This window comes from Bradyrhizobium sp. SSBR45G, from assembly GCF_030159255.1.
Classification (GTDB): Bacteria; Pseudomonadota; Alphaproteobacteria; order Rhizobiales; family Xanthobacteraceae; genus Bradyrhizobium.
Window position 1 is genome coordinate 14,770 of record NZ_BSCT01000028.1, and the last position, 19,122, is coordinate 33,891.

A 19,122-nucleotide genomic window follows, 5' to 3' on the forward strand; every position below is an offset into this window, starting at 1 on the left:
GTCGATGTGCCCTGACGAGGCGTCGTGCTATCGACGGAGCAGGGGGGCACAACGATGATTTCACAATTGTTGCCATTCACGACCGACGGTCGCGACCGGCTGTTCAATCTGCTGTTCGGCTTCGATGGCCGGATCGCCCGTACGCAATACTGGCTGTCGTTTCCGATTATTGGCGTGATGAACCTGCTCGCGCTGATGCTTTTCGGTCTGCTCGGTTGGCTATTGTCCGGCTACATCGCCATCGGTGTTACGATCATCGCCTGGATTCTCATCTTCAATGCAGGCCTCGCGGTAGCCGTCAAGCGTCTTCATGATCGTGGCAAGAGCGGAGGGTGGCTGCTGCTCTACTACGTCGCGCCGATCCTGCTGCATCTTGCGGCAGGCTGGTTGGAAGCCGGCGCGATCGCCTTCGAATTTGCGTCCGCTGCCCTCATCGTCTGGGCGATCGTCGAACTCGGCTTCCTCCCTGGTAAGGTCGGAGAAAACGCTTATGGGCCCGACCCGCTGGCGGAGCCCGGGGCGGTCTCAGTCGTCGGGCTCGATTGAGCGGTTTGCACCTGTGCGTGCGCCTCCCGCCGGAACAGCACGTAGAGTGCCGGCAGCACCAGCAAGGTCAGCATCGTCGAGGAGATGATGCCGCCGATCACGACGGTGGCGAGCGGGCGCTGGACTTCGGCGCCGGCGCCGGTCGCGAGCGCCATCGGCACGAAGCCGAGCGAGGCGACGAGCGCCGTCATCAGCACCGGCCGCAGCCGCGCCAGCGCGCCTTCCTCCACCGCTGCGATCACCGAGCGTCCCTCCTGCCGCAGCCGCTCGATGAAGGCGATGATGACGAGGCCGTTGAGCACGGCGACGCCTGAGAGCGCTATGAAGCCCACGCCGGCCGAGATCGATAGCGGCAGGTCGCGCAGCAGCAGCGCGGCGATGCCGCCGGTCAGCGCCAGCGGCACGCCAGAGAACACCAGCGCCGCATCGGCGAGCGAGCCCATGCTCATGAACAGCAGCAGGAACACCAGTGCAAGCGCGATCGGCACCACGATGGTGAGCCGCTTGGTGGCCGAGACCAGCTGCTCGAACTGGCCGCCCCAGCCGATCCAGTAGCCCGGCGGCAGCTTCACCTTCTCGGCGACCGCGGCCTGCGCCTCGGTGACGAACGAGCCGAGATCGCGGGCCCGAACGTTGGCCGAGACGACGATGCGGCGCTTGCCGTTCTCGCGGCTGACCTGGTTCGGCCCCGGCGCCGAGGCGACGGCCGCGACCGACGACAGCGGCACGTAGCGTGGCTGGGCGGCGGCATTGAAGGCGGTGCGGAGCGGCGCTGTCGTCTGCTCATCGCCGGCGGGCAGCGGGATCGGGATGGCGCGGATGGCGTCGAGATTGCCGCGCAGGCGTTCGGGCAGGCGCACGACGATGTCGAAGCGGCGATCGCCATCGAACAGCTTGCCGACGGCCTTGCCGCCGATCGCGATCTCGACCACGTTCTGCACCTCGGCGACGCTGAGGCCGTAGCGCGACAGCGCCTGGCGGTCGATCTTCACGGTCAGGATCGGCAGGCCGGCGACCTGCTCGGTCTTGACGTCGGTGGCGCCGGCGATGCCACGTATCGCGGCCTCGACCTGGCGCGCCGCGCCCTGCAGGATGTCGAGATCGTCGCCGAAGATCTTGACGCCGACATCGCTGCGCACGCCGGAGATCAGCTCGTTGAAGCGCAGCTGGATCGGCTGCGAGATTTCGTAGTTGCTGCCCGGGATCTCGCCGGCTGCCTGCTCGATCTCGGCGACGAGCTGCGCCTTCGGCTTCGCTGGATCAGGCCACTCCGCGCGCGGCTTCAGCATGATGTAGCCGTCGCCCTGCGACGGCGCCATCGGATCGGTGGCGACCTCGGCGGTGCCGATGCGGGTGAAGACGTCCTTCACCTCGGGTATCCGGCGCAGCCGCGCCTCCAGCGCCTTCTGCAGATCGACCGACAGCGTGAGGCTCGTGCCGGGAATCCGCAGCGCCGCCAGTGCGACGTCGCCTTCGTCGAGGCTCGGAATGAACTCGCCGCCCATGCGCGTGGCCGCCACGCCACTCACGGCGACGATCACGACCGCCACGGCCGCGACCGTCATGCGATAGGCGATCGCGGTCCGCAGCAGCGGCGCGTAGATCCGCCGCGCGCCGCGCATGACGATGTTCTCCTGCTCCGAGACCCTGCCGGTGACGAAGATGGCGACGGCGGCCGGCACGAAGGTGATCGAGAACAGCACGGCCGCGCCGAGCGCCATCAGCACCGTCAGCGCCATCGGCGTGAACATCTTGCCCTCGACTCCCGTCAAGGTCAGCACCGGCAGGTAGACGACGGCGATGATAAGCGTACCGAACAGGCTCGGCCCGATCACCTCGCGCGCGCCGCTGACGATGGTCTGCAGCCGCTCGGATGTCGTCAGCAGCCCGCCCTTGCGGTGCTGCGCGTGGCTCAGCAGCCGCAGGCAGTTCTCGACGATGATGACGGCGCCGTCGACGATGATGCCGAAATCGATCGCGCCCAGGCTCATCAGGTTGGCGCTGACCTTGCTCTCGACCATCCCGGTGATGGTCATCGCCATCGACAGCGGGATGATGCAGGCGGTCACCAGCGCGGCGCGGATGTTGCCCAGCAGAAGGAACAGAACGACGACGACCAGCGCGGCGCCTTCGAGCAGGTTGGTCTCGACGGTGCGGATGGTCGCTTCGACCAGATGGGTGCGGTCGTAGAGCGTCCGCGTGACCACGCCCTCGGGCAGCGACCTTGCGATCTCGTCGAGCCGGGCGGACACGCGCCGCGCGACGCTGCGGCTGTTCTCGCCGATCAGCAGCATCGCGGTGCCCAGGATCGTCTCCTCGCCATTGAGCGTCGCGGCGCCGGTGCGCAGGTCGCGTCCCTCGGCGACCTCGGCGACGTCGCCGATGCGCACCGGCGTGCCGCCGCGGGCGCCGATCACGATGTCCTTCAGCTCGGCGGCGCTGCCGACCTGGCCCGGCGCGCGCACCAGATATTGCTCGCCATTGCGCTCGATATAGCCGGCGCCGACATTGGCGTTGTTCGAGGCGAGCGCGGCGATGACGTCGCGAAAACTGATCTTGTAGGCCATCAGGCGGCCGGGATCCGGCAGCACGTGGAACTGGCGCTCGAAGCCGCCGATGGTGTTGACCTCGATCACGCCGGGGACGCCGCGCAGTTGCGGCCGGATGATCCAGTCCTGGACGGTGCGCAGATCGGTCAGCGAATAGTCGGCGCCATCAGGCGTCTTTGCGCCGGGCTTGGCCTCGACCGCATACATGAAGATCTCGCCGAGCCCGGTCGAAAGCGGTCCCATCGCGACCTCGACGCCCGGCGGCAGCTGATCCTTGATCTGCTGGATACGCTCATTGACCTGCTGGCGCGCGAAGTAGATGTCGGTGCCGTCCTGGAACACGACAGTGACCTGGCTCAGGCCGTAGCGCGACAGCGAGCGCGTGGTGTCGAGCCGGGGCAGTCCGCCCATCGCGGTTTCGACCGGGAAGGTGATGCGCTGCTCGGTCTCGAGCGGCGAATAGCCCGGCGCCTTGGTGTTGATCTGCACCTGGACGTTGGTGATATCGGGCACGGCGTCGATCGGCAGCCGGGTGAAGTTCCAGGCGCCGAAGGCTGTGGCGGCGAGCGCGAGCAGCAGCACCAGCCAGCGCTGGCGGACGGCAAAAGCGAGGATCGCATCAATCATGCTCGGCCTCCCCCTTGCCCATCTCCGCTTTCACGACAAAGCTGTTCTCGGCGACATAGTGCTCGCCGGGAGAGAGGCCGTCGCGGATCTCGACATAGGTCGGATCGGATTCGCCCGTTGCCACGGGGCGCGCCTCGATCTTGTCGCCCTCCTCGCGCACGAACACGACGGTCCTGTTCTCCAGCGTCTGGATCGCGCTGGCGCGCACCGCGACGGCGACGCTGCGCTTGGCGAGCACCAGCCGCGCGGTGACGAACAGGCCGGTTCGCAAGCGGCCGTCGGCATTGGCCAGCACGACGCGCGCGAGCGCCGTCTGCGTCTCGCTGGCGCCGACGGGGGCGATGTAGGACACGTTGCCCTTGATCGCGCCGCGGCCGTCGTCGGGATCGATCAACACCTCGTCGTCGAGCCGGACCCGCCTGAGATCCTGACGGTAGATCGACAGATCGACCCAGATGGTCGAGAGGTCGGCGACAACGAAGGCCGGCTTCTGCTCGGAGGCGTATTCGCCGAGCGAGATCTGGCGGTCGATGATGGTGCCGCCGAGCGGCGCCTTGAGGTCGTAGGCGGTCAGGCTCTGGTTGCTCTCGATGGACGCGAGCTGTTCGTCCTTGGCGACGGTGTCGCCGATGCGCTTTCTGATCGCGCGGACGATGCCGGGAAAGCGCGGCGTCACCTGCACCAGCGCTTCCTGATTGGCGCGGAGCACGCCGTTGAACGCCAGCGTGTCCGACAAGGTCGCGGGTCCGGCTTCGGCGAGCGTCACGCCGGCCGCTGCGAGCTTCACGTCGCTGACGCGGATGCGGTCGGCACCATGCTCGTCCTGCTCGACGTGATCCTTCGGCGCCGGCTTTTCGGCATGATCCGTCTCGGCATGGCCGATGGTCGCCTCCGTATGCGGCACCGCGTCGACCAGGACACGCGACGCGGCGGCGCCGCCCGCGGCCGCGAGGATCGCGATCAGAATGACGGTGGATGTCTTCATCGCGTGGCCTCCCGTGCCAGAGTGAAGGGGCGGCCGATCAGGCCTTCGATCGTCGCGACGGCGACATGGATGTTCTGCAGCGCCTCCTGCTCGCGCAGCCGCGCCTGCGCGACGCTGGCCTGCGCGTCGAGCACCTCCAGCAGCGTGAAGCGGCCGGCGCTGTAGCCCTGCGCGATTTCGTCGGCGGCCTCCTGCGCCCGGGGAATCGCGATCTCGCGCAGCACCGACAATTCGCGCAGCGAGCCCTGCAGTGAATCGTAGGCGCGGCCGGCGATCACCAGCAGCGCGTTGCGGTTCGCCTTGCGCTCGGCCTCGGTCTTGGCGAGGCTTTCCTGCGCGGAGAGAATGTTGCCCTGATTCTGGTCGAAGACGGGGATCGGCACGGAGACGCTGAGCCTGACGGCGTCGTCCTGCGTGTCGTTGAAATGCCGCCACCCGGCGCCGACGCGCACGTCGGGATACGGCTTGAGCCGCGCCAGCAGCAGCTCGGCATTGCGTTGCGCATACACCGCGGTCCAGCGCGTCAGCTGTGGATTGGCGTCGATCGCGGCGATCACGGTCTGGAACGAGGGCGGCTGGCCGGTCGCGTCGAAGCGCCCGGTGACGGTGGGCAATTTCGCCAGGGCATCGCCGGTCAGCACCGCGAGCTCACGGCGGGCACTCGCCAGCACCGCCTTGACGCGCTCGCGATCGGCCCGCACCAGCGCCGAGGCGACCTCGGCGCGACCGGTCTCCGCTGGCGACGAGGCGCCGGCCTCGACGCGCCGCCGCAGCAGCGGCGTCAGGCGATCGAGGGCCGCGACCTGATCGTCGAGGATCTGGATGCGGCGCTGGGTCGCGAGCACGGTCACGAAGGCGACCGCTGTCTCCGACAGCACCTCGAGCCGGACCGCCTGGCGCTGGATCTCGGCGACCTGGACGCCGGCCTGGCCTGCAGCGATGCGCGCATCGCGCTTGCCGAACCATTCGAAGGTCTGGCTGATCTGCAAGGTGGTCTCGGCCGATCTTGTGCCGCGATACGGCCCCGAGCCGAGCGAGTTGTCCTGCTCGTAGCTGAGCTCCGGATTGAGCCGCGCGCCAGCCTGCAGCCGCTGGCCGGAGGCGATGCCGATATCGCGATCGGCAGCCGACAGCCGCGGATTGCTGGCGATCGCGCGCGACAGCGCCTCGCGCAAGGTCAGGGTCTGCGCCGCCGCCGTGTGCACGGGCAGCGCGAGCAGGGCTGCCGCGCAGATCGCGCGTGCAGCCATCGCGGGGAATGGCATGAAATCAACCTGTCTTGACGAGCAATGAGGGACGGCGCTTGCCGTCGGGCACGTGACGTCAGATCAGGTGTCTTGGTGGTGGGGAGTCCGATTCGGGCAGAACCCCGGCCCGAAGCACGGGAATGGGCCAGCCGATTGCAGCAACCCTGTCAGCCGGAACGGCGGCGAGCTGCAGCTGCGGCACGGCGACCGAGAAGCAGCCATGGCAATGATGATCCACCAAGCTGCGCTGATCGGAGTGATCGGCCTTGTCCAGCAGTGATGCGATTTCCGTCTTGCCGGTGGAGGGATGCGCGACGTCGAGGTCGCAGGCGCCGTGCAGCGCTCCGGCGAACAGATAGGCGATCATCACGCACAACACCGCGACCCGGCGCAGCAGGCCGGGACGGCTCGTGAGGAATCGTCGATCATTGATGCGCACCGCGCCCCCTGTCGCCCCGCGGATAGCACGGGGGCGGCGGTGTTGTCGATCAGCAACAATGTAACAAGGGGAACCGCGTCACGGCAGTGCAAGCGCAGGAGCGAGGATCACGCAGGCGAGCAGCGCCAGGGCCGCAGCGCTGCAGCGATAGCCGAACGTCGCCGGGACGGCGCGTCCGAGGCCACGGCGCAGGGTCGCGCCGAGCACGATCCAGCCGCCTCCGATGGTCACGGTCGACAATCCGAGCGCGATAGTGAAGGGCAGCAGGCGCGCGGCATCGGCCTCCGGCGGCAGCAGCGTGAAGGCGAAGATGATCGCCTTCGGATTGAACAGCGTGGTGATGAACACGCGGCGCAGCGTCACCGGCTGCGCATCGCCGGCGGAGCCGCTGCCGTGACGCCACAGCGCGGCAGCAAGGTGCAGCAGATAGAGCACGACGACGATGCGCAGGACGTGTCCCACGAGCGGGGCGGCGGCGAGCGCCGGTCCGAGCACGATGCGCAGGATCAGGATCGCAAGCAGATAGCCCGCAAGCTCGGCCAGCAGCAGATGAAGAGAGACGCGCACGCCGCCGCTGGCGCCCGCGGTGGCAAGCAGCGTGTTGGTCGGGCCGGGCGTGGCGAGCAACGCCACGGCGGCTGCGACGAAGGTCAGGATATCCATGGCCGCATCAAGCACGCGCATCATGTGCCAGCCTTGACGTCGGTCAATGTCCGGCGCGGGCCGTGGCTGAGCATTGATGATCACCTTGCCTGCACGTGGCTTCCGACCGGGCAATCGATTATGCGGCCTTGGCAGCGGCGATCATGAGTCCCGTTTTCCGGAACGCTCTGCACCTCGGCCATTCGTCCGTGCTGATGAGGACAGAGGTAAGCCGTGGCTGCATGAGCGCACCGTATGGCAGCATGCGGGGCGGTTGATTGACTTGGGCCTGCTGCCAACTAAGGTTCGCGCCGCCGGATGTTGAACGGCGCATGATCATCGCGCGGCTCTGACGCCGTGCATCGATGATCGGCGCGCAAGGATCGGAAGACGGGATGACTTTGGCGATGAGCTGGGACGAGTGGGCCCGGCATGATGGCGTGGCGTTGGCGGCGCGCGTGAAGAGCGGCGAGCTGACCCCGGCAGAGCTCGCAAGGCAGGCGGCGGAAGCAATCGCGAAGGTTGATCCCACACTGTCCGGCGTGGTCGAGGTGTTCGCCGATGCCGTCGAGGACCCGGTCAAGGCCGGCGCCAATCCTGCTGGTCCGTTCGCCGGCCTGCCGTTCCTGATGAAGGATCTCGGGCCGACCATGGCCGGGCGGCTGCAGGAGCAGGGCTCGCTCTATATGCGCGGCAACCGTCCCGCCGCCGATACGCACCTGACCTCGAAGATGCGCAAGGCCGGTCTCAATCTGATGGGACGGACCACGACGCCGGAGTTCGGCGTCTGCAGCTCGGCGGAAAATCCGGCCGTCTACGTCACGCGCAATCCGTGGAATACCGACTACACGACCTGCGGCTCGTCGGCCGGAAGTGCGGCGATGGTCGCCGCCGGCGTGGTGCCGATCGCGCATGCGACCGATGGCGGCGGCTCGATCCGCATTCCCGCCGGCGTCAACGGCAATATCGGCTTGAAGGTCTCGCGCGGCGTGTTCTCGATCGCGCCGCACCTGTCGGATCTCTCCGGCCTCGTCTCGATCCAGGGCTGCCAGTCGCGCAGCGTGCGCGACACCGCGGCGTTCGTCGACCATTGCCGTGGCGGCGCGCCCGGCGAGTTCATGCCGTATTGGACCACGCCGGAGCCGTATGTCGAGCTGATCAAGCGCGATCCGGGCAGGCTGAAAATCGCGCTGTCCCACCAATGGGGCGACTATCGTGCGACGCCGCACATCGCGGCCGAGCTCGAGCGCGTCGGCAAGTTTCTCGAAGGCCTCGGCCATCACGTCGGCTACGCCTTGCCGGAGGTCGACTATCGCACAGCCTTCGCCGCGCAGACCACCTGCTACATCTCGAACTTCGCGATCGTCATCAACAATCTGCTCGCGTCGCGCAAGCTCGAGCGGCCGCCGGCCGACCTGATCGAGCCGGTCAACATCCGCATCTGGGAGGCCGGCCGCGGCACCAGCTTCGCCGAGCGTGCGGCGATGCAGGCGGTGTTCAACACGACGTCGCGCGCCTTCGGCGCGTTCTTCGAGGACTGGGACATCATCCTGACGCCGATCACGGCGCTGCCGACGCCAAAGATCGGCACCACGGAATATCTGACGATCAGCGACAATCCCGACGTGCTCGACTGGTTCGAGAATCTCTGGCGCAACTTCGCGTTCACGCCGCTCGCCAATCTCTGCGGCATCCCAGCGATCTCGCTGCCGCTCGCCAGCAACGAGCACGGCCTGCCGCTCGGCATTCAGGCAATCGGCAAGCAGGCCGATGACGGCCTGCTGCTGCAGCTCGCGGCGCAGATCGAGCGCGCCATCGGCGGCGAGTGGAACGGCGGTGCCACCCCAGCGGTGCACGTCACCGCGGGCTGAAGCGGCGTCACCGCGCCGCTGACGGTCGTCAGTTGCGGGACGATGCCCAGCCGGGCCCCTGCCGCTCACGCGGCGGGCTGCTCACCTCGGCCATCAAGGGCTGGTCTTGAAGGATCGAGATGCCGGTCTCGTCGATCACGAAACGCGGCCGCACTTGCCGTGCGTCGCTGTCCTGGATCATGGCCATCCGCTCATTGTCGAGCAGCAGCCAGCGCCCGTCGAGCCGCGCCGCGACGACGGCATGGTCTTCATCGCGCGTCGTGTTGTGCAGGATGATGATGCGCAGGTCGTTCGCCGCGATCCCGGCCAGCCGCAGCGCCATGAACTTCGCGATCGCATAGTCTTCGCAGTCGCCCGCCAGATGGGTGAAGGTGACGAGCGGAGACGCCCAGACGTCGATTTCGCCATATTGGGTGAGGTCGCTGGCGGGACGGATGGCCAGATTGATCGCACGGTTGATTTCGCCAAGCCGGGCGCGGCCCTCTTTGGCGCGCCCCTGATCGACGATGGCCAGCAGGCGCAACGCGGCTGGCGAGACACAATGGTCGCGATCGCCGTCGCACAGCGCAAGCTGCACGCGCTCGTCGTCGAGCCTGCGCGAAAGCGTGAGCCATTTGTTCAGCAGCGGGCTGGCCCAGAGCTCCGTCCGTTGCAGGCCGAACGGCTCGAGGTCGCCCATCGCTGCTGCGAGTCCCAGCGGCTGCCCGATCGGACCGGCGCCGACCGGGCTGATCCAAAGCAGCGCACTGGCGGCCGCTGCCGCAAACGATGCGCCCATCCGCGCGAGTCCAATCATCTGACGCCCCGTTGCCGGAACTCGACTGCGCGAAGGCGCCAGCGGAACCGGATGCTTGTTGAGCCGAGCATCCGCGTCGGGGCTTTGACGCAGCTTAAAGCCGGGCTGCCCGCGAGAAAATCGTAGCCCTCAGGCTGAACGTTGTGTTGCTTCGATGCGACAAATCCTAGCGAAAGCCGAGTGAAGGTCGCGAGCGGCACAGGTGATTCCCGCAAAGGTTGTCGTGTCTGTTTCGGCTAAATCGATGCAATATGTAGATTTTTATTGGCCCGCTCTCGGTCGTCGGCGCGAAACGTCTCCACGGGAGTACGTGGGTGTGGATGTCGCGGTCCGGCCATGTAATAAGTGAAAAATGTATTCTTAAAATGACTGTAGTTAGGTCATTTTTGTCATTCGAATACTTCGCTCGTCTTGGTTTTCCTTGCGAAAAAGAAGGCCGAAACTTGGCGTCCTGAAAGCAAACTCGTGGGATGTGCCGTTTCCCACCCCTTGGAGCACAAGCTGAAGATGGTTCCTCCTGACACTCGCCAGTGATATGCAGACTTCGAACATCAATTGTTATGTAATTATTAACCATAGTCGGTGGCCCCGTGAATTACGCTGGCAAGTCTGACGCCGCGCTTTTCTCCGACGGCCTGGGAACGTCCGCTTCGAAGCTCGTGACGTTGGATGCGCCGCCCGCGCATGCGCCGGCGGACGCGATCATCGTTCCCGACGCGCATTTCCTGTTCCATGCCGATTTCAAGCGGTCTGGTCTCGACTTGGTGCTGTCCTCGGATGGCCGCGACCTGGTCGTGCCGGATTACTTCAAGGGCGAGAAGCGCTCGGCCCTGGCCTCGCCCGACGGCGCGCATCTGACCGGTGATGTCGTCAGTGCGCTCTCCGGCGCGGTCCAGGTCAGCCAGGCCGGTGGTGCGGCCAGCGCCGGCAAGGTGATCGGCCATGTCACCAAGCTGCAGGGCACGGCGACGGTCATCCGCAACGGCGTCTCGATCCTGCTTCATAACGGCGACAACGTCGAGAAGGGCGACGTCGTCCAGTCCGGCTCGAACTCGACGCTCGGCATCACCTTTATCGACGGCACCGTGTTCGGCCTGTCCTCCAATGCGCGGATGGTACTGAATGAGATGGTCTACGACCCCAACGGGTCGAACAACTCCTCGCTGATCAGCCTCGTCGCCGGCACGATCTCGTTCGTGGCGGGCGAGACCGCCAAGCACGGCGACATGAAGGTCGATACGCCGGTCGCGACCATGGGCATTCGCGGCACCGCGGTCCTGGTCGAGATCGACTTCACCGTGCCGGGGCAGGGTGGTCTGCCCGACGCCAAGTTTCAGGTGCTGGTCGAGCCCGATGGCCGCACCGGTTCCTACGTCTTGTTCGACAAGACGACGCTGCAGCCGATAGCCGTGGTCAATCAGGCCGGGCAGCAGATCCAGATCAGCAACGGCGTGGTGAACCAGACGACGGTGCCGCTCACGCCCGACGTCCAGAAGCTCATCAACGACGTCTTCACGCTGAAATTCACCGACAATTCCAACACCAACCCGAAGACGACGACCCACTTCACCGATCTTGGCGTGCCGCAGACGCTGCAGTCGGTGACGTTGCAGAATGGCACCACGGCGACGGCGAAGATCCTGGTCACCGACACGGCGGCGCCGACATCCACCGGCGGCAACACGACCACGGGCCTGGAGCACTATGCCGGCCCTCCCGAGGTCCGGGTGCTGGACGCCAATGGTAGCCTGTCGTCCAGCTTCGGGCTGAGCGAGCGGGCCGGCCAGACCGGGATCAGCACCGATCTCGACACGGTTCTCAGCCGGGTCAATTTCGGCGACATCAATCCCGGCGACCTGCCGACCGTGTCGGTGAAATTCAAGGCCTATGCCTACAAGAGCGCGCAGCAGGGCGATGTCACGGCATCGTTGAACGCCCTGCAGCTGCAGGATGTGATGGCGACGGCGGTGAAGATCACGGTCACGCCGGATCCTAACAACAAGAACTATGGCTCCGCGACGCTGACCTACAGCGTTCCGGACAAGGCTCTGGACTTTCTGGCGGCCGGCGAGACGCTGACGCTGACCTATCTCGTGCGCGTCGATACCAACTACGTGCTGGCCAACGAGTATACGGAGGTGCCGGTCACGATCACCTTGACCGGCACCAACGACAAGCCTGCCATTGCGACGAGCGTCGGAACGATCGCGTTCGAGGGCGGCACCAGCGTGCCCGGGGGGCCGCTGACATCGGATGATCCGACCTCGGGCACGCTGACATTCACGGATGTCGACCTCACCGACACCCATGTCGTCTCGGCCAAGCTGACCAGCGCGGTGCTCCCGAACGGCAGCGTTCCGCCGGCTCCGCTCGCTTTGTTCGAACAGGCGTTGACGGCGTCGATCGCCTCCGACAGCACCGGCAGCGGCACGGGCAAGATCAACTGGAGCCTCGGCAACCTGCCGGTCTATGTCGCGGATTTCATTCCGGCTGGACAGACCCTGACGCTCACCTACACGGTCACCCTGACCGACTCGCAGGGTGCGACGTCGACGCAGACGATCACGGTCACCATCACCGGCACGGACGATCCCGCGGTGGTCTGGATCGCCACGACGCAGGGGCAATCCGGGGAAACCAGCGGCGCGCAGGTTCTGCTGTGGAGCGATGGTGCGAACTGGGCGACCGGCCTCGCGCCGACGGTGGCTGACGACGTCATCATCATCACCGATCAGCTGCATGGACTGACGCCGGCCTTTCCGGTGACAATCGATTCCGAAGCCTTCGCCAAGTCGGTCACCCTGAACGATTTCGGCGGGGGGGCCGTCCCGAGCCTCGACAATCACGACACGCTGACGATCAGCGGCGCGCTGACTGCCAAGGTCGATGCGCGCGTCTCCAATTTCGCCGGCGCAAAGATCAGCGTGGGCGGCGCGATTCAGATTCTCGACCAGAGCGAGCTGAGCAATGCCGGCACGATGCTGCTGGCGGGCGGCGGCGAGTTCGGGAGCGCTGCAAGCATCAGCAACAGCGGAACGTTCGAGCTGTCCGGTGGGACCTTGATCGTGCACGGCGACGTCACGAACGCTGGCGAGGACAGCTCCGGCCTGATCCAGGTCGATCAGGGAGCTACCTTGACTCTCGACGGCGGCAGCATCGACGGTGGCACCATCGTGATCCAGGGCGCGCTGCGCGTTCAAGAGTTCGGCACGCTGGAAAGCGGCGATAACGCGCCGCAGCTCGCCGATGGCCTGCTGGTGTTGAAGGGCGGCGCCGCCATCAGCGACGCCGAGCTGGACAATACCGGTACGATCGAGGTGTCGGGCATCGGCAACGTCCTGTCGGACGACGCCGTCACCAATGCCGGGCAGATCATCGTCAAGGCGCAAGGCGGGCTGAAGCTTGATCTCGACACCAGCATCGACAATGCCGGCGGGGTGATCACCGTCGAGGCCGCGGCCAAGCTGACGCTCTCCGAGGCGAGCATCACTGGCGGCACCGTGACCAACGACGCCGGCGGAACCATCGCCCTCACGGGACAGGCCGCGCTGATCGGCGGGACGCTCGACAATTTCGGCACCCTCAACGTCTCCGGCAGCGGCAATGCGTTCGAGGACGAGACGATCAGCAATGCCAACGCGGCGGCGATCGCAATCGCGCTTGGCGGCGTGCTCTCGCTTGCAGGCACCAGCATCGCCGGTGGCACGATCGGCAATGATGGCACGATCGCGGTGATCGGCGACAGCAGCATCGACGGCAGCGCGGTCGATGGCGGCACGCTCCTGATCGGGGATGGCGAGACCGCTCCCGGCAACATCCGGCTCGTCTCGACGGAGGACGGTCCGCCCGAGACGCCCTGGACGCCCGTGACCCTGACCGTTCAGGGCGGCGCCACTATCGCCGATGCAACCGTCGGCATCGACCCGGGGTCCGTGCTGGAGGTCGCCTCCGCGGCCGGCGCGACCATGAGCGAGATCTCGGTCAGCAATTCCGGGACAATCAAGGTCGACCAGGACGCGCTGCTGCAGATCGAGGACAGCACCATCACGGGCGGCGAGTTCGTCAACCGCGGCATCGTGCATGTCGAGACCCAGGCGGCGACGACGTTCGACGGCGTCACCATCGACAATTCCGGCGGTCAGATCATCATCGACGACGAGGGCGATGCGCCGGTGTCGTCCACTCTCGTGCTGGATGGAAACGCCTCGCTGACCGGCGGCACCCTGAGCGTCGGGGTCGCCGGGACGCTGGAAATCTCCGGCTACGGCGTGTCCCTGTCGGACATGAATGTCGATAATGCCGGCGTCTTCACTGTGGATGTCGATGCGCTGCTCAGCCTGGCCGGCACCACGGTGAGCGGCGACGGCACGCTGCACGTCTACGGCACCCTCACGGCGAGTGGGTTCACCAGCATCGACGGCTCGATCATCAATGACGGCACGATCGAGATCGTCGGAGGCACGTTCGAGATCAACGGTTCGCTGGTCAACGACGGCACCATCGAGATCATCGGCGGTGTCTTCGAAATCGACGGCTCGATCTCGGGCTCGGGAACGATCGCCATCGATCCCGGCGCCATTCTTCACGTCGCCGGCGGCAATACGCAGTCGATCGACTTCAGCGGCGACGGCAGCAGCACGCTCGTCGTCGACGACGCGAATTTCGCCGCCAAGGTCACCGGCCTCGGCATCTCCGACAAGATCGACCTATCGACAATCAAATGGGATCCGGCCACCACAACCGCCTCCTATGATTCGAACAGCGGCGTGCTCACGGTCGTCGACGGCGATGGCCACAGCATCAGCCTGACCTTGAGCGGTGCCGACTACTCGAACGCGCATTTCGTCGGCGGCGACGACGGCCACGGCGGAACGCTCATCACGCTGGTTGCCGAGGATGCGGCGCCTGTCATCTCCGACGCCAGCCAATCCGGTGCGATCGTCGAAACCGCGGGCGCGACAGGCGCGTCCGACCTGCACAGCGTCGACGGCACGATTCACTTCACCGATGTCGATCTGACCGATCGTCCGAGGGCTGCCATTCTCAACAACGCACAGAGCGTGAGCTGGATCGCGGCCGATCATCACACCGATTTGTCCACCCAGCTCACGACCGGCCAGATCGCTGCGCTGGAGCAGGGGCTGCAGCTCAGTCAGAGCGGCAACACCAACAACGGTGCGGTCGGCTGGACCTATGCGATTGCCGACGGTTCGCTCGACTTCCTCGGGGCCGGTGAGACGGTCAAGGTCACGTCCACGGTGACGCTCGACGATCACCAGGGCGGCACGGCGACCTCGACGATCGTCGTCACGCTCACTGGCACCAACGATCGGCCCGTCGTCACGAGCCAGGTGCAGGGGAGCGAAATCGCAGAACGCGCCGGCAAGTCCGGCTCGGATCTGGCCGATACGGCGAGCGGTGCGATCACCTTCACGGATGCCGACGTCACCGACACGCATGTCCTGAAGGTGACCGCCGTTGCGACCTCCGGCAATGATGATGGTCTCCCGTCGGATACGTCCGTGCTGAAGAGCTGGCTGTCGCTCGGTGCGCTCACCACGTCCGTCACCGGGGGAGAATCGCAGGCCTGGACGTTCTCGGCCAAGGACAAGGTGTTCGACTATCTCGGCACCGACCAGCACGTGACGCTGACCTATACGGTCGAGATCGACGACGGCCATGGCGGCGTCGCGGACGTGCCGGTCACGATCACGGTCAAGGGCGCGGAGGACGCGCCGGTGATCACCGCGGAAGCCAATCCGACCGTCCAGACCGTGATCCTGTCCGAACGGGCCACCGTTCTGACGACCGGCGCCAAGGTCAATGCCGAGCACATGCCGACCGAGACATTCGATCAGGTATCGACGCGCTCGACGTCCGATGACGAGCGCGGCCATGGCGGCTTCTACAGCGAGGCGCTGCATGCCACCTTCACGGCCAGCGGCAGTGCGGGAATCGTGCACGGCTCGTCGTCGGTGTCGGCAGCGCCCTACATGAGCGACGGGGCCGACACGACCAACTATCTCAGCATCGGCGGCCACGCGCAGGAAACCATCACCTTCGACAGCGCCAAGAACAGCTTTGGGCTGTATTGGGGCTCGATCGACAGCTACAACAGCGTCTCCTTCTACAACGGCGGCAAGCTGGTGGCGTCCTACACCGGCGACGACATTGCTCCACTGCTCGCCAATGGCGGGCAGACGTCGCTGGCGTCGAACGGCTATGTCGAGTTCCTCGGCCTTTCGCCGTTCAACAAGGTCGTCCTCGCCAGCAGCCAGAACGCGTTCGAGCTCGACAATGTCTCGGCGGGCGTCATCGCCGACCAGCCGGTCAAGCTGGCCAGCGACATGTCCGGCACCCTGACCGTGCTCGACAAGGATGTCGGCGACACGCTGACGGCTTCGGTGCTCGGCAATGGCGTGATCAAATACAACGGCTCGTCGAGCCTCCCGGAGACTGCTCATATCCAGGCGCTGGCCGATGCCCACGCCATCACCTTCGACAGCGCCACTTCCGACGGCCGCTCCGACCTGCTGCATTGGCACTATGATCCGGCCGACGTGAACCTCGACTTCCTGAAGCCCGGCGACACGCTGACCGTCACCTATCAGGCGGTGGTCAGCGACGGCCATGGGACGTCGGCGACGAAGGCGCTGACGGTCACGCTGGCGGGCAATGGTGCGTCGACGGTCAATGGCACGGCGCAGGACGATGATTTCGTCAATGTCGGCGGCGGCGTCACGATCTTCGGCAAGGGCGGCAACGACACCTTCGTCTTCAATTCGCATTTCGGCAGCGCCACGATCGGCGATCTTGATCTCGCCAAGGACACCGTCGAGATCGATCACGCGCTGTTCGCCAATATCGACGCGCTTGTCGCTGCGGCGCAGGCCGCCAACAATGGCCACGACACCGTCATCACCGATGCGGCGCATGATTCGCTGACGCTCAAGGGCGTGACGCTCGACCAGTTCAAGGCGCATCACGACGGCTTTCACCTGGTCTGAGCCGGCCCTGCAACGGCGCGGTTCTGGCGGGCGCGTCGCGCGCACGCCTCCCCGGAATGATGGGGTGTCTCGGATCGCCGGCCCCGGTGTGATATTGGATGCGGCATGAAGCGATTGAGAGCAGTGCCACGATGGTTCGCGCGCAAGTTCGGCTATGCGCGCGGGGTCTGTCTCATGTTGCTGGTCGCCTTCGCCGCATTGCGGGCCGCCGATCCCGCTCCGATGCAGGAACTGCGCCTGCGCACCTTCGACAACTTCCAGGCCTTCAGTCCGCGTGTGAAAAGTGTCCGCCCGGTCACGATCGTCGACATCGACGAGAAGAGCGTCGCTGATCCCCGGCTCGGCCAGTGGCCATGGCCGCGGACGCGGATTGCCGAGATCGTCGACAGGCTGACGCAGCTCGGTGCCGTCGTCATCGCCTTCGACGTCGTGTTCGCCGAGCCGGATCGACTGAACCCGGCGATCGCGGCGGAGACCTTTCCCAATCTCGACGAGGCGACGCGCGAGAAGCTGAAGGCGCTGCCCTCGAACGATCAGGTGCTTGCCGACGCCCTGCGCCGGTCGCGCATCGTGCTGGGCGAGACGGCGAGCCGCAACGTGAGTGCCGATCTCGACAACACGCTGCCCGAGACCGGCTTTGCCATGATCGGCGACCCGATCCCTTTCATGGAGCCGTTCCCCGGGCTGTTGCGCAACGTGCCGGCGATCGAGCATGCGGCGGCCGGGCGTGGCCTGTTCAACATCCCGCCCGAGCGCGACGGCATCATCCGCCGGGTGCCGATGATCATGCGGGCCCAGGACGTCACGATGCTGGCGCTGAGCTTCGAAATGCTGCGGGTCCTGACCGGCACGGATACGGTTATTGTCAAAGCTGAAGACGGCGGAATCACCAGTCTCGTCCTCCGCGGCTTCCAGATTCCGACCGACGGCAACGGCAAGATCTGGGTCCACTATGCCAACAGTGATCCGTCGATCTACGTGTCCGCCATCGACGTGCTCGAGGGCCGCGTGCCGCCGGAGAAGATCGCGAGGAAGCTGGTCCTGATCGGACCATCCGCGATCGGCCTCAATGACATCAAGACCACCCCGGTCTACGCGGCGATGCCGGGCGTCGAGGTGCACGCCCAGGTGCTGGAATCGGTGCTTACGGGCTCGATCCTGACCCGGCCATATTGGAGCGTCGTGGTCGAGTTTTTCGGGGCCGTGCTGCTCGGGCTGCTCGTCATCGTGTTCGCGCCGCGGCTCGGTGCCGTCACGCTGGTGCTCGTCGGGGCCATCTTCGCGAGCGCGCTGCTGGGGATCTCCTGGTACTTCTACAAGCAGCACCGGATTCTGATCGACTTCACCTATCCGATGATGTCGACGACGGCGATCTATCTGACCCTGATCTTCGCGAACTTCATCCGCGAGCAGCAGCAGCGCAAGGAGATCCGCGGCTGGTTCGCGCAATACATGTCGCCGGTGCTGGTCGAGCAGCTCGCGCAGTCGCCGGAGAAGCTCGTGCTCGGCGGCGAGGAACGCGAGATGACCATCATGTTCTCGGATGTGCGCGGCTTCACCTCGATCTCGGAAAGCTACAAGCACGATCCGCAGGGCCTGACGACGCTGATGAATCGCTTCCTGACGCCGTTGACCGATGCGATCATCGCGCGCAATGGGTATGTCGACAAATACATGGGCGACGCCATCATGGCGTTCTGGAACGCGCCGCTCGATGATCGGGAGCACCATCTCAACGCCTGCACGGCGGCGCTCGACATGCTCGTCAAGATCGACGAGGTCAACCGGGAGCGCGAGCAGGAGGCCGCCCATGGCGGTCATGTCTACATTCCGCTCAACGTCGGTATCGGTCTCAACACGGGTATCGGTGTCGTCGGTAACATGGGCTCGGAGCTGAAGAAGAACTATTCGGTGCTGGGCGACAGCGTCAATCTCGCCTCTCGGCTCGAAGGCCAGACCAAGGAATACGGCTTTCCGATCATCGTCGGCTCGGCCACCGCGATGGCGGTGAAGGACAGGCTCGCGATCCTCGAGCTCGACTTCATCATGGTCAAGGGCAAGAGCGAGCCGGAGGTGATCTATGCGATCGCCGGCCGCGAGGATGTGATGTATTCCGAGCGCTTCCAACTGTTGCGCAATCTCACCATCGAGATGCTGGCGGCCTATCGTAGCCGCGACTGGGACGAGGCGCTGGCGGCGATCGCGCGGGGCCGCAGGAACGACGAGGCGAAGGAGCTGGCCAAGCTCTATGACCTTTACGAAGCGCGCATCCGTGACTACCAGCAGGCCCCCCCGCCGGTCGACTGGAACGGCGCTCACGCGCTGCTGACGAAGTAGCTGTTCGCAATTCGTAGGGTGGGCAAAGCGGCGCCGCAGGCGACGCGTGCCCACCATGTTTACCAATATCGCGGAT

10 protein-coding genes are annotated in these 19,122 nt (G+C 65.9%); 4 read left to right on the top strand and 6 right to left on the bottom strand.

Annotated features, from left to right (window positions below):
* Window positions 1-54: 54 nt before the first annotated feature.
* Window positions 55-546, top strand: a complete 492-nt coding sequence (locus tag QQL87_RS26450) for a DUF805 domain-containing protein (RefSeq protein ID WP_284418393.1) — start codon at window positions 55-57, stop codon at window positions 544-546.
* Here the strand turns inward: QQL87_RS26450 and QQL87_RS26455 are convergent.
* The 5 genes from QQL87_RS26455 to QQL87_RS26475 form a co-directional block, all read right to left on the bottom strand.
* On the bottom strand, window positions 489-3,722 hold the full coding sequence (locus QQL87_RS26455) for an efflux RND transporter permease subunit (protein ID WP_284418392.1): 3,234 nt from the start codon (window positions 3,720-3,722) through the stop codon (window positions 489-491). The genes QQL87_RS26450 and QQL87_RS26455 overlap by 58 nt on opposite strands.
* Window positions 3,715-4,707: a divalent metal ion exporter adaptor subunit IhpB gene (ihpB, locus tag QQL87_RS26460; protein ID WP_284418391.1), complete on the bottom strand. Its 993-nt coding sequence runs from the start codon at window positions 4,705-4,707 to the stop codon at window positions 3,715-3,717. Before ihpB ends, QQL87_RS26455 begins: the two co-directional genes overlap by 8 nt.
* The gene (gene ihpA / locus QQL87_RS26465) at window positions 4,704-5,972 is read right to left on the bottom strand and encodes a divalent metal ion exporter subunit IhpA (protein ID WP_284418390.1); all 1,269 of its coding nucleotides are present in this window, start codon (window positions 5,970-5,972) and stop codon (window positions 4,704-4,706) included. The genes ihpB and ihpA overlap by 4 nt, the downstream gene beginning before the upstream one ends.
* Window positions 5,973-6,030: 58 nt before the next feature.
* A complete protein-coding gene (locus QQL87_RS26470) occupies window positions 6,031-6,321 on the bottom strand; it encodes a hypothetical protein (RefSeq protein WP_284418389.1) in 291 nt (96 codons plus the stop codon).
* 150 nt (window positions 6,322-6,471) lie between these two features.
* The gene (locus QQL87_RS26475) at window positions 6,472-7,080 is read right to left on the bottom strand and encodes a LysE family translocator (RefSeq protein ID WP_284418388.1); all 609 of its coding nucleotides are present in this window, start codon (window positions 7,078-7,080) and stop codon (window positions 6,472-6,474) included.
* A gap of 350 nt (window positions 7,081-7,430) precedes the next feature.
* Between QQL87_RS26475 and QQL87_RS26480 the strand changes: the two genes are divergently transcribed.
* Window positions 7,431-8,906, top strand: a complete 1,476-nt coding sequence (locus QQL87_RS26480; protein WP_284418387.1) for an amidase — start codon at window positions 7,431-7,433, stop codon at window positions 8,904-8,906.
* A gap of 28 nt (window positions 8,907-8,934) precedes the next feature.
* Here the strand turns inward: QQL87_RS26480 and QQL87_RS26485 are convergent, their stop codons facing one another.
* The gene (locus QQL87_RS26485) at window positions 8,935-9,684 is read right to left on the bottom strand and encodes a transglutaminase-like cysteine peptidase (protein ID WP_284418386.1); all 750 of its coding nucleotides are present in this window, start codon (window positions 9,682-9,684) and stop codon (window positions 8,935-8,937) included.
* Window positions 9,685-10,292: 608 nt separating this feature from the next.
* Here QQL87_RS26485 and QQL87_RS26490 point away from each other — a divergent pair.
* On the top strand, window positions 10,293-16,709 hold the full coding sequence (locus tag QQL87_RS26490) for an Npun_F0296 family exosortase-dependent surface protein (RefSeq protein ID WP_284418385.1): 6,417 nt from the start codon (window positions 10,293-10,295) through the stop codon (window positions 16,707-16,709).
* Between the two features lie 105 nt (window positions 16,710-16,814).
* On the top strand, window positions 16,815-19,046 hold the full coding sequence (locus tag QQL87_RS26495; RefSeq protein ID WP_284418384.1) for a CHASE2 domain-containing protein: 2,232 nt from the start codon (window positions 16,815-16,817) through the stop codon (window positions 19,044-19,046).
* The last annotated feature ends 76 nt before the right edge of the window (window positions 19,047-19,122 follow it).

Bases quoted from the DNA above. Each gene is read 5' to 3' on its own strand.
- QQL87_RS26450 (WP_284418393.1), top strand. From the start codon at position 55: ATGATTTCACAATTGTTGCCATTCACGACCGACGGTCGCGACCGGCTG.
- QQL87_RS26455 (WP_284418392.1), bottom strand. From the start codon at position 3,722: ATGATTGATGCGATCCTCGCTTTTGCCGTCCGCCAGCGCTGGCTGGTG.
- ihpB (WP_284418391.1), bottom strand. From the start codon at position 4,707: ATGAAGACATCCACCGTCATTCTGATCGCGATCCTCGCGGCCGCGGGC.
- ihpA (WP_284418390.1), bottom strand. From the start codon at position 5,972: ATGCCATTCCCCGCGATGGCTGCACGCGCGATCTGCGCGGCAGCCCTG.
- QQL87_RS26470 (WP_284418389.1), bottom strand. From the start codon at position 6,321: ATGATCGCCTATCTGTTCGCCGGAGCGCTGCACGGCGCCTGCGACCTC.
- QQL87_RS26475 (WP_284418388.1), bottom strand. From the start codon at position 7,080: ATGATGCGCGTGCTTGATGCGGCCATGGATATCCTGACCTTCGTCGCA.
- QQL87_RS26480 (WP_284418387.1), top strand. From the start codon at position 7,431: ATGACTTTGGCGATGAGCTGGGACGAGTGGGCCCGGCATGATGGCGTG.
- QQL87_RS26485 (WP_284418386.1), bottom strand. From the start codon at position 9,684: ATGGGCGCATCGTTTGCGGCAGCGGCCGCCAGTGCGCTGCTTTGGATC.
- QQL87_RS26495 (WP_284418384.1), top strand. From the start codon at position 16,815: ATGAAGCGATTGAGAGCAGTGCCACGATGGTTCGCGCGCAAGTTCGGC.